Here is a 10,622-nt window from a genome sequence, read left to right on the forward strand (position 1 = left end):
CCCCCCCCCCCCCCCCCCCCCCCCCCCCCCCGCACGACAAGAGAAACTCCACCCCAGGCCGGGGGGTGGGGGTTCGGGGTCTGGTTTGTGGGGGGGGGGGCGGGGGGGGGGGGGGGGGGGGGGGGGGGGGGGGGGGGCGCCCCCCCCCCCCCCCCCCCCCCCCCCCCCCCCCCCCCCCCCCCCCCCCCCCCCCCACCCCGCCTTCGACAGTTTCCTGCGATCTGTCGGGGCCGGCGCTCTGCTCCTGGTAGGTGTCGACCTTGGTCGACACGATGGATCCATGCCATGCGTGGAAGATGGGGAACGACGAAAATGAAAGTCCGTTCATCTTTCGGACTTTGCCGATTCCGGTTGCTGGCCCGGATTTGGCATCATTGGGGCATTGATCCGTCGACAGGGCATGAGGCCATGAAACGTTCCCGCACCACCGCGTTGCTGCTGATGAGCGCCGCGCCGCTGCTGTTCACCGCCTGCCAGAAGGAGCCGGAGGTGAAGGTGCAGGAAGGCCTGTACACCTCGGTCGAGGCCTGCACCGAGGCTACCGGCGATCCGTCGTCGTGCCGCAATGCCTTCGCCGAAGCGCAGAAGCAGGCCGCCGATGCGGCGCCGAAGTACGCCAGCAAGGAAGCCTGCGAGAAGGACTACAAGCCGGAACAGTGCGTGCAGCAGCACACGTCGGCGGGTACCTCGTTCATCGGCCCGATGATGATGGGCTTCTTCATGTCGCAGATGCTGAGCAACCGCGGCGGCCTGGCCCCGCAGGCGCCGGCGTCGGCGCCGGCCTACCAGGACAAGAATGCGGGTTGGGCGCGCCCGGCACCGGGTGGCACCGGTGGCCTGAACACCGCCAGCGGCATCGGCGCGGGCAAGGCCGGCCTGGCCCCGGTCACCAGCGAGCCGAACCGTGCGGTCACTGCCAGCCGTGGTGGCTTCGGCAACACCAGCGCGCGCCGCAGCACCAGCGGCAGCTACGGCGGCTGACCGGTCCATGCAGCGCATCCGGATTGCCGAGCGTGCCCAGTGGCGGGCTCGTGCGGAGGAAGCGGGTTTCCGTTTCCATACCATCGATGGTCAGCCGTACTGGGATGAAAGCGCGTACTACGCGTTCACCCTGCGCCAGATCGAACAGGACATCGAAGACCCCAGTGCCGAGCTGCACCAGATGGCGCTGGACCTGGTCGGTGATGTCATCGGCAGCGAACGGTTGATGGACCAGCTGGCGATTCCGTCGCATTACCGCGACTGGATCGCCGACAGCTGGCGCCAGCGTCAGCCACACCTCTATGGCCGCCTGGACCTGGCCTACGATGGTACCGGTCCGGCCAAGCTGTACGAACTGAACTACGACACGCCGACCTCGCTGTTCGAGGCCAGCTTCTTCCAGTGGCAGTGGCTGGAGGACCAGCGCAATGCCGGCCGCCTGCCGCAGCATGCCGACCAGTTCAACGCGATCCACGAAGCGCTCGTCGAGCGCTTCGGCGAACTGGCCAAGCAGTTGCCGCCGCCGCTGTACTTCAGCGCGGTGGGCAGTTCCGAAGAAGACCGTGGCACCGTCGATTACCTGCGCGACTGCGCTTCGCAGGCCGGCCTGCATGGCCAGGCCATCGCCGTCGAGGACATCGGTCTGTCCGAGGACGGCCGCTTCACCGCGCTGGACGATTCGGTGATCGGCACGCTGTTCAAGCTGTACCCGCTGGAAGACCTGATGGCCGAGGAATTCGGTCGCGCGCTTCCCGGTTCGGGCATGCAGCTGCTGGAACCGGCGTGGAAGGCGGTGCTGAGCAACAAGGGCATCCTGCCGCTGCTGTGGCAGCGCAACGTGGGCCATCCGAACCTGCTGGAAGCGCACTTCGATGACGGCAGCACGCTGGCCTCGGGCTGGGTGCGCAAGCCGCTGTTCTCACGCGAGGGCGCCAACATCGAGATGCACCTCGCCGATGGCAGCACCCAGCGCAGCGACGGCCCCTACGATGGCCCCGCGATCATCCAGCGCGCGCATCCGCTGACCCGCTTCGAAGGCGGCTACCCGCTGATCGGCAGCTGGGTGATCGGCGACCACGCCTGCGGCATCGGCATCCGCGAGGACGACAGCGCGATCACCCGCGACAGCGCGCGTTTCGTGCCGCACGCGATCGTCGACGAGGCGCCGACGCGGATCTACGTCTGATGGTGGCAGGGCGCCACCGGGACGACGGTCACTCACTGCTGCGCTATGCAGACCGGGTGGCGGTGCGTTGCAATCGATGTGACACGCCGGGTTGGGTGGTAGGTACGCCTGATTCACGCCGCTTCCGGTGCCTGGGTTGCAGCCAGGCATTGAACGGCGGCTGCGGTTGCAGCCGCTGTGGCTCCGGAGACTGGGTAGGACCGGTGCGCTACTGCGGCTACCGTCCTTGCGGCTACTGCGGCCACAAATGGGTAAGCGCTGAAGTTCGCCGCGCTCGAGAGACATCTGCGCTGCGGGTGCTGTCCGCGGACTGCAGCCAATGTGGGCGCAGCAGCGATGTCGAGGTCACCCGGTCGCGCTGGCGTGGCAACGAAGCCATCGACCCGGACTTCGGCCTGCCTTTGAGGTTGGTGGAAAAAACCTCGGCTGGCCTGCTGTGGGCGTATAACGCCGAGCATCTGCAGGCATTGCACGACTACGCCGCGGCCAGACTGCGCGAAGGCAGCGGCCATCATCGTTCGATGTTCTCGCGCCTGCCGCAGTGGATGAAGCTGGCCCGCAACCGGGTGCTGCTGCAGCGTGCGGTGGAGCGGTTGCAGCGGCGATTGCTGCAGGGGTAGTGCCGGCCACTGGCCGGCAACACCATGCGTGGGTTGATGTGGCAGCCGAGCGTGGGCTCGGCTCTACAGACAGCCCGATTCCTGTAGAGCCGAGCCCATGCTCGGCTTGGGTCAAGCGCAGGACTACAGCAGCCCTTCGCGCTTCACTGCCAGGTAGCGCTCCACCAGCGCGCCGGGCAGGGCGTCGGCGGTCACGTCCAGCACCATCACCTTCTCGCTGCGCAGCGCGTCGTGCGCCTTCGCGCGCTGCTGCAGGTACAGTGCGGCGGCACCGGCCTGGGTGGCATCCTCCAGCGTCTGCACGTCGCCCTCCAGTGCGCCGTCCAGCTCGCGCTCGCGCAGGCTGGCCACGCACACCAGATGGCGTTTCTGCAGCAGGCGCACCGCCGCCAGCAGATCCTCGATGTCTTCGTCGCGCACGTTGCTGACCAGCATCACCAGTGCGCGCCGGCGCTGGCGCAGCGACACCTCGGTGGCGGCGGCCAGGTAATCGGTGGCCACCGCGCGCGGCTGCAGGTCGTAGCTGGCACGCAGCAGGTGCTCGACCGTGCCCATGCCACGCTGCGGCGCCACCCAGCGGCGCTCGCCACCGGCAGCGAACAGGCCGGCGGCATCGCCCTGGCGCAATGCCAGGTACGCCACCACCAGCGAGGCGTTCAAGGCGTGGTCGAAATGCGAGAGACCGCCTTCGCTGGCCAGCATGCGCCGCCCACTGTCGAGCATCAGCAGCAGCTGCTGGTTCTTCTCGTCCTGGTACTCGCGCGAGACCAGCTTGCGCGCCCGTGCGGTGGCCTTCCAGTCGAGCTGGCGCAGGCTGTCGCCCACGCGGTATTCGCGCATCTGGTGGAAGTCGGTGCCTTCACCACGGCGACGCTTCACGTGCGCACCCACCAGGCGCGATGCCTGGTCGGCGCTGAACAGCGCGAAGCGGGTGAGCGGCACGAAGTTCGGATAGACCCGTACGTCCAGCGCCGGTGGCAGGGTGCGTTGCTGCCACCACAGCCGCCATGGCGAGCGCATGCGCAGATGCACACCGTCGAAGCGGAAGCGCCCACGCTGCAGCGGCTGCAGGTGGTAGTGCAGGGTGGAGGCGCTGCCGGGCTGCAGGCGCACGCGCTGCGGTAGCGATTCCAGCGGCCAGCCGCCGGGGACCAGGTCGAACACCTGCACCGTCATCGCTGCGTCCGCCTGCAGGCGCAGCGCGGCCTCGCGGCGCACACCCAGGGCCAGCGCTTCGGGCAGTTCGCGCTGCACCTGCGGCGATGGACGCCGTGACTGCCGCCACAGATCCATCAACGCCGGCACGGCAATCGCCACCGCAGCCAGCGCCCAACTCCAGCGTGGCAGCAGGCCGCCCAGCACCAGGCCGCCCAGGACGGCCCAGGCCAGCAACAGCGCCAGCAGCAGCGGGGCAGGCCTCATCGGCGCGGTGCTTCCACCTTGGCCAGCAGCGCACCCAGCACGTCGTCGGCATCCTGGCCTTCGATCTGCAGCTCCGGGACCAGCGCGATGCGATGGCGCAGCGCAGGGCGCGCGATGTCGCGCACGTCGTCGGGGGTGACGAAGTCACGGCCGGCCAGCACCGCCTGTGCGCGCGATGCACGTACCAGCGCGATGCTGCCACGCGGGCCGGCACCGACTGCGATGCCCGGCCACTGCCGGGTAGCGGCCACGATCCGCACCGCGTAGTCGATCACTTCGTCATCCACGTTGATCGCCGCGGTGGCGCGCTGCAGCTCCACCAGTTCACCGGCACCGAGCACGCGCGGTACCTGGCTCAGGTCGAAATCGCTGGCGGAGCGGCCGCTGGTGATCGCGGTCACCATGCGCTTCTCGTCCTCCAGCTGCGGGTAGTCGATCAGCACTTTCAGCAGGAAGCGGTCCAGCTGCGCTTCCGGCAGCGGGTAGGTGCCTTCCTGTTCCAGCGGGTTCTGCGTGGCCAGCGCCATGAACGGTGGCGCCAGGGTGAAGGCCTTGCCTTCAATGGTCACCTGGCCTTCCTGCATCACTTCCAGCAGCGCCGACTGGGTCTTGGCCGGCGCGCGGTTGATCTCATCGGCCAGCAGCAGGTTGGTGAACACCGGGCCGCGGCGGATCTTGAAGCTCTCGCTCTTCGGGTCGTACACGGCGTGCCCGCTGACGTCGCTGGGCATCAGGTCGGGGGTGAACTGCACGCGCCCATAGTCCAGCTCCATCGCCTGCGCCAGCGCGCGCACCAGCAGGGTCTTGCCCAGCCCGGGCACGCCCTCGATCAGCACGTGGCCACCTGCCAGCAGGGCCACCAGAATCTGGTCCAGCACGTCGGCCTGGCCGATGAAAGCGCGGCCGACGGCCTCGCGGATGGCATCGACGCGTTCGATCAGGCGGGCATCGGCGGCCGCCGGCAGCTCGGGGACTTCGGTCATAGCAGGGATCTCATCTGGAGCAGCAAGCGGATGCGCTCGCGCAGGGCGGAGGAATCGTGCGGCGGAGGCGGTGTGAGCGCGCTGGCGACGCGGCTTTGTGGCCACTTCAGCAGTGCGGCGATGGCCTGCTCACGCGGTGCGCCATCGAGCGCGGCGGCAACCGGCGCGCGCAGGCGCAGGCGATGCAGGAACAGGGCGAGCACGGCGTCGTACAGGCGCATACCGTGGCCGAAACGCAGCAGCAGTTCGCCACTGGCGCGCACGTGCTCCAGCAGCGAGCGGCGTTCCAGCACCGGCGACGGTTGCAGGCTGCCGAAGCGCTGCGAGCGGCTCCACAGCCAACCCAGCAGGGCCAGCAGCAGTGGCGCCCACAGTGGCCAGCCCTGGTAGAAGATGCGTGCCCACAACGATGGCGGGCGGCTGGCGTAGATCAGCCAGACCGTACCCTTGCCGTAGTTCGGGTCGAGCAGATAGCGGGTCAGGTCGCGGTGCGAAGCATCGTGCAGGCCATCGCTGGCGTTGCCGCCGGCCGAGGCCAGGCGCGCTGCCGGTGAATCCACCTCGCTGCGCATGAAGTCCATGTCGGCCAGCACGCTCACCTTGCCCTGGCCATGGCGCAGGCGTGCGTACACGAGATCGCGATCACCGCCCCAACGGCGTTCGGCCTGCGCGCTGGCCGCAAAGCCCAGGGTAAAGCGGCGGCCACCGCAGAATTCAACGTGGCCCGGATCATCATCGACATGGAAAGGCTGGCAGTCGCTGCGCTGGAACAGGCTGTCCACGCCCAGCCGGTCCAGCAACGGACCCTGCGAGCTGCTGGCGTCGTCCTCGGCCGGTGGCGGCGTGCGTACCAGCAGGTGTCCACCATCCTCGACCCAATCCAGCAGGGCATTGGCGACGGGCGGCGGCAGTTCGCTGCTGTCCTGCAGCAGCACCACCGTATCGTGCGGCCCCAGCGTCATCTGCTGCAGGTCCAGCCGGGGCAGTGAATGCACGTCGATGCCGTCGGCACGCAGGGCCTGGCCGAGCACGTACAGCGGGTTGTAGGCCGCCTCGCCCTGCGGTGGCAGCCGGATGGTCTCGGTCACGCGCTCATGCGTGCGCAGGTAGAGGATGGTCAGCGGCACGCCGAACAGCACCAGCACGCCCAGCAGCAACGACCAGAACAGGCGCGGGCTCATGCCTGCCACCGGTACTGCTGGCGCAGCGTTGCGGCCAGTGCGTCGAAATCGCTGCGGCTGGGCAGGCGGCCACCGTAAGCCGCGTACTGCCACATGCGAACGATGCGCGCGAACAGGTCACGGTCGATGGCGTCAGGCATGCGTCGCGATGCGCGCAGGCATTGTGCTTCGGTGGCGCCCGGCGGAAGCGCGATGCCGCTGCGCTCGCCCACGGTGCGCACGCTGGCACGGTAGAGCAGGGCCAGCGCCTGGCGTGGGCGCCCCTGGTCCCAGAGCAGGCCGGCCTGGGTGGCCACGTCCGGCGGCAGCACCAGGGGCAGTTCCACCTGTTCCTCCATCACCTGCGGTGGTGCATCGGCCTTGCGCCGGCCGCTGCCGCGCAGCCAGGGCAACCACATCCGGGCCGTCAGCAGCAGCACCAGCAGCAGGATGCCCAGCAGGCCCCACAGGCCCCACTCGGCCAACCGTGCCAGCCAGGCGATGCCCTCCTTGCGCGCCTTGCGTTCGCCCCGGGGGCTGCTGTCACTCTGCAGCTGCTTGTCGTCCTTCTTTTTTTCCTTGGCCTGTTCGATCGGCTTCCAGCGGGTGACCTGGCGGGTCGGGCGCTGCAGCGGATCCTCGTAGGCGCGATTCACCGCCTGGCGGAAACCAGCAGTGTCCACCGGCGTGCCACCGAAGATGGTGGCTGGCGTGTTGGCCGGGTCGATGGTCGGTTCTTCGTCGTCCTCTTCGGAGGCGATGCCGCTGTCGTTGGGCTTGCCCATGGCGCGTCCGGGCTCGGCATCTGCGTCCTGGGCGTGCACCGGTGCGGAGACCAGCGGCAGTGCCAGGCACAGCAGCAGGGCCAGCGTCGACGCTGCCGGCAGCAGGCGATCGCGCAGGCGGCGCAGGGCGATTTCGACGTCCCAGGCTTCCATCTGCGTACGCCGGTTCAAGTACAGGCCAAAGCCCGCACCGACGAAGAACGGGCCGATCAGCGCCGAGGCCAGCCAGCAGGCCAGATTGAAACCGAAACGTGCCCAGGCCGGCGTGTCCTTGCCGATCATGTCCCACGCCGCACGCCAGGATTCGGACATCAGGTCCAGTGGCATGAACATGAACACTGCACCGATGGCACCGGACACCAGCACCGCTTCGAACGCCATGCAGGTCACGGTCAGCACTGTCGCCGCACCTGCGGCGCCGGCCGCCACCGCACGGCGGCGTGGACCGCGCTGGCCCGGTGCGTTGCCTTCCAGCAGGTTCACCGGCAGACACAGGCTGCGCAGCACGCTGAAACGACGCCAGCCCAGGTAGCCCCAGAAACCGGAGTTGCCCCAGTGGCGCTGCGCACGCAGCGCCGAAAGCGTGCTGACCGGTTCGCCGAAGATGCCGCGTGACAGCACATACAGCGGCGCACGCTCGAACAGTGGCTTGCACCACCACATCGCCAGCCAGGCCCAGCCGAAGGCATCCAGCCACCATCCCAGCGCGTTGAAGATCACGAACAACGGAGCACTGGCCAGCAGCCAGCTGCCCCACACGGCGCGCGCATGGCGGCGGGCGAGGGCACTGCCCAGCTCCATCGCCTCCCAGCCGCTGCGTGCACGCAGCACCACGTCAAGGCGGTCAATGCGCATGGCCGCTTCCACGCCCGCCACGCCACAGCCACAGCAGCACGCCGGCCCAGAGCACTCCGGCGACGCTGAACTTGATCCATGCGGGGACTTCGGCGATCGACGACCAGAACGCTTCGATGAAGGCCGCGACCAGCAGCATGAACGCCACGCCCAGGCACAGCCGGGCACCGATGCGTCCACCGTCGACCAGCGCATCCAGGCGGCTGCGCCGGCCCGGTGCCAGCAGTTTCATGCCCAGCTGCAGGCCGGCACCGCCGGCGATCACGATCGCGGTCAGCTCGAAGGCGCCGTGGCCGACCACGAAGCGCCAGAACGGTCCACCGTGCCCGATGTGCTGCAGGTGGCCGGCCACCGCCCCGATGGTGACGCCGTTGAACAGCAGCACCAGCAGCGTGCCCAGCCCCGCCAGCAGGCCGCTGGCGAACGTGCGCAGGGCAATGCTGATGTTGTTGAGGATGTAGTGGCCGAACATCATCCAGTCGGTGCCGCTGTCGCGGCCCAGTCGTTCGGCGGCAGGGTCGTACATGCGCTCCATCGCGGCGATCTGGCGGTTGTCCATCAGCGTGTGGATCAGGTCCGGGTAGACCTGTGCAAGCACGAAGCAGGCGATTGCCGGCAGCGCGAACATCGCCAGCGCTACCCACATGCTGCGTGCCTGGCTGCGCACGAGCAGCGGGAAGTCGGCCACCAGGAATTCCAGCGCGGCGCGCCAGCGCGTCGGCCGTGTGCGGTACAGCATGCTGTGGCCCTGCTGCATCAGCTGCTGCAGGCGCTGGACCAGCTGCGGGCTGTAACCGCGCTCGCGGGCCAGCGCCAGCTGCTGGCACAGGCGCCGATAGCGTTGCGGGACGGTGGCATCGTCCAGTGCCAGGCCGCTGGCCTTGCGGCGCGCACGGCGCGAGGCGCCGGCACGCAGCAGCAGCCACTGTTCCAGGTCCTGCCATTCCTGCTGGTAACGGGCGACGAACTGTTCCTGTTTCATCGCCGCCCCAGCAGCCAGTTGGCCATCGCATACAGGCGCAGCACACCGATCTGGCCCAGGCTGCCGGTCAGGGGTTCGGCAATGCCGGCCAACTCCTGCTGGCGGGGCGCGGACAGACGCGGGGCGCGCTCGGCGAAGGCCATCAGCGCGGCCTGTTCCTCCGGCCGCAGCGGCTGCGGCGGGGCCAGCACGCTGTCGATGGTAGGTGGCGGCGGCAGGTACAGGACAGGCGCGTGCACCACCACGGTGCCGGCCACCAGGTCGCCGAGGCGGCGGCCGTGCGGATCGAACAGGCTGCTGACCAGGCCCAGTGCATAGCCGAACGGCAGCATGTCCACCGTACGCAGCAGGTTGCGGGTGATCGCCGCCATCCAGCCCACGGGCGCGCCATCGCGGGACAGCACGCGCAGGCCCAGCGCGCGCTTGCCCAGGGTGCGGCCCCACAGCGCCTCGCACACGATCGGGTAGACCCAGTAGACCAGGAACATCAGCACCAGGTTGAGGCCGGAGCCGAATTCGTCCAGCACCGCCAGCGGAATCGCCATCAGCACCAGTGCCGCGATGCGCACACCAAGATCGACCAGCCAGGCCATGGCCCGCGGCAGCGGTCCGGCTACTGGCAACTGAAGCAGCACACCCTCCGGCGTCACCACCTCACGGTAGGTATCGAGCATCGGTGCGGCCATCAGCGCGATGGCCTTCGTTGCGGGCACCGGAGTCCTCTCCGGCTGGCAACCACAGGCATGGGGGGTCTCGACAGGTCCTGGTCGGGCCCAGACTTTAGCAGAGCCGCGTGGCGGCGTTGGCTGCTCAGCCCCGGTATTCGTCCTTCAGCCGCACGTAGTGGTCGGCCGAATAGTGCAGCGACTCGATTTCCTTGTCGCTCAGCGTGCGCGCCGGCCGGGCCGGGTTGCCGACCCACAGCTCGCCTTCGCCCACCACCTTGCCGGGGCCGATCACCGCGCCGGCACCGACGAAGCCATGGCGCTCCACGCGGGCACCGTCGAGGATGCAGGCGCCCATGCCGATCAGGCTGTAATCGCCGATGGTGCAGGCATGGATGATGCAGCCGTGGCCGACGGTCACGCCCTCGCCGATCAGGGTCGGGTAGCCGGCCTTGTTGTACGGGCTGTGGTGGCTGACATGGATGATGGTGCCGTCCTGCACGTTGGTGCGCGCACCGATGCGCACGTAATTGACATCGCCGCGGATGACCGTGCCCGGCCACACCGACACGTCGTCGCCCAGTTCCACATCACCGATGACGGTGCAGGCCGGGTCGATGTACACACGCTCGCCGAGGACGGGCATCTTGTCGCGAAAGGGGCGCAGCGGGTTCATCGGCATCTCCGGAAATCAGGGCGTTCGCGACGATGATACCTGCGTGGTGCGTTGTAGAGCCGCGGCCCCGCTGGGGGGCCCTCCCCCCCCCGCCTGGGGGGGGGGCGTCCGGGCGCCGCCGGGTGCTAGCATTTTCCCCATGCGAAAACCCCACCCCTACGCGCCCCGTTCCTTCCGGCGTCCGCCACCGTTCGGGGGCCGGTTGGGCCCAAGCTTTTGTCCGGGGGGTCGCCCAACAACCGCATGTGCCCGGACAAACGGGACGGGCAGTTAATCGCGCGCCCCTATAGGCCCGGGGGTGGCCCCC

At 69.0% G+C, this 10,622-nt stretch carries 10 protein-coding genes; 3 read left to right on the forward strand and 7 right to left on the reverse strand.

The window, feature by feature from the left end; all coding sequences use genetic code 11:
* The first annotated feature begins 408 nt into the window (after nucleotides 1-408).
* From QRO91_RS20380 to QRO91_RS22520, 3 genes are all read left to right on the forward strand, one after another.
* Nucleotides 409-981: a DUF1190 domain-containing protein gene (locus QRO91_RS20380; protein ID WP_005420172.1), complete on the forward strand. Its 573-nt coding sequence runs from the start codon at nucleotides 409-411 to the stop codon at nucleotides 979-981.
* A gap of 7 nt (nucleotides 982-988) precedes the next feature.
* Nucleotides 989-2,167, forward strand: a complete 1,179-nt coding sequence (locus QRO91_RS20385) for a glutathionylspermidine synthase family protein (protein ID WP_049428949.1) — start codon at nucleotides 989-991, stop codon at nucleotides 2,165-2,167.
* 296 nt (nucleotides 2,168-2,463) lie between these two features.
* The gene (locus tag QRO91_RS22520; protein WP_308306918.1) at nucleotides 2,464-2,787 is read left to right on the forward strand and encodes a hypothetical protein; all 324 of its coding nucleotides are present in this window, start codon (nucleotides 2,464-2,466) and stop codon (nucleotides 2,785-2,787) included.
* A 123-nt stretch (nucleotides 2,788-2,910) separates the two neighbouring features.
* Here the strand turns inward: QRO91_RS22520 and QRO91_RS20395 are convergent, their stop codons facing one another.
* The 7 genes from QRO91_RS20395 to QRO91_RS20425 form a co-directional block, all read right to left on the reverse strand.
* Entirely contained in the window at nucleotides 2,911-4,209 is a 1,299-nt protein-coding gene (locus QRO91_RS20395) for a DUF58 domain-containing protein (RefSeq protein ID WP_049428947.1), read from the reverse strand.
* Nucleotides 4,206-5,192: a MoxR family ATPase gene (locus QRO91_RS20400; protein WP_049428946.1), complete on the reverse strand. Its 987-nt coding sequence runs from the start codon at nucleotides 5,190-5,192 to the stop codon at nucleotides 4,206-4,208. Before QRO91_RS20400 ends, QRO91_RS20395 begins: the two co-directional genes overlap by 4 nt.
* A complete protein-coding gene (locus tag QRO91_RS20405) occupies nucleotides 5,189-6,373 on the reverse strand; it encodes a DUF4350 domain-containing protein (RefSeq protein ID WP_049428945.1) in 1,185 nt (394 codons plus the stop codon). Before QRO91_RS20405 ends, QRO91_RS20400 begins: the two co-directional genes overlap by 4 nt.
* Nucleotides 6,370-7,992 (reverse strand): DUF4129 domain-containing protein, encoded by a 1,623-nt coding sequence (locus tag QRO91_RS20410; RefSeq protein WP_049428952.1) that lies wholly within the window; start codon nucleotides 7,990-7,992, stop codon nucleotides 6,370-6,372. The genes QRO91_RS20405 and QRO91_RS20410 overlap by 4 nt, the downstream gene beginning before the upstream one ends.
* Complete coding sequence (locus tag QRO91_RS20415) at nucleotides 7,982-8,974, reverse strand: stage II sporulation protein M (RefSeq protein ID WP_049428944.1); 993 nt, start codon at nucleotides 8,972-8,974, stop codon at nucleotides 7,982-7,984. Before QRO91_RS20415 ends, QRO91_RS20410 begins: the two co-directional genes overlap by 11 nt.
* On the reverse strand, nucleotides 8,971-9,660 hold the full coding sequence (locus QRO91_RS20420) for an RDD family protein (protein WP_049428951.1): 690 nt from the start codon (nucleotides 9,658-9,660) through the stop codon (nucleotides 8,971-8,973). Before QRO91_RS20420 ends, QRO91_RS20415 begins: the two co-directional genes overlap by 4 nt.
* 124 nt (nucleotides 9,661-9,784) lie before the next feature.
* Entirely contained in the window at nucleotides 9,785-10,315 is a 531-nt protein-coding gene (locus QRO91_RS20425; RefSeq protein WP_049428950.1) for a gamma carbonic anhydrase family protein, read from the reverse strand.
* Nucleotides 10,316-10,622 lie beyond the last annotated feature (307 nt).

The sequence above is a fragment of the Stenotrophomonas maltophilia group sp. Smal32 genome (assembly GCF_030237085.1).
Taxonomy (GTDB): Bacteria; Pseudomonadota; Gammaproteobacteria; order Xanthomonadales; family Xanthomonadaceae; genus Stenotrophomonas; species Stenotrophomonas maltophilia_Q.

Bases quoted from the DNA above. Each gene is read 5' to 3' on its own strand.
- QRO91_RS20415 (WP_049428944.1), bottom strand. From the start codon at position 8,974: ATGAAACAGGAACAGTTCGTCGCCCGTTACCAGCAGGAATGGCAGGAC.
- QRO91_RS20385 (WP_049428949.1), top strand. From the start codon at position 989: ATGCAGCGCATCCGGATTGCCGAGCGTGCCCAGTGGCGGGCTCGTGCG.
- QRO91_RS20395 (WP_049428947.1), bottom strand. From the start codon at position 4,209: ATGAGGCCTGCCCCGCTGCTGCTGGCGCTGTTGCTGGCCTGGGCCGTC.
- QRO91_RS20425 (WP_049428950.1), bottom strand. From the start codon at position 10,315: ATGAACCCGCTGCGCCCCTTTCGCGACAAGATGCCCGTCCTCGGCGAG.
- QRO91_RS20420 (WP_049428951.1), bottom strand. From the start codon at position 9,660: ATGGCCGCACCGATGCTCGATACCTACCGTGAGGTGGTGACGCCGGAG.
- QRO91_RS20400 (WP_049428946.1), bottom strand. From the start codon at position 5,192: ATGACCGAAGTCCCCGAGCTGCCGGCGGCCGCCGATGCCCGCCTGATC.
- QRO91_RS20380 (WP_005420172.1), top strand. From the start codon at position 409: ATGAAACGTTCCCGCACCACCGCGTTGCTGCTGATGAGCGCCGCGCCG.
- QRO91_RS20410 (WP_049428952.1), bottom strand. From the start codon at position 7,992: ATGCGCATTGACCGCCTTGACGTGGTGCTGCGTGCACGCAGCGGCTGG.
- QRO91_RS20405 (WP_049428945.1), bottom strand. From the start codon at position 6,373: ATGAGCCCGCGCCTGTTCTGGTCGTTGCTGCTGGGCGTGCTGGTGCTG.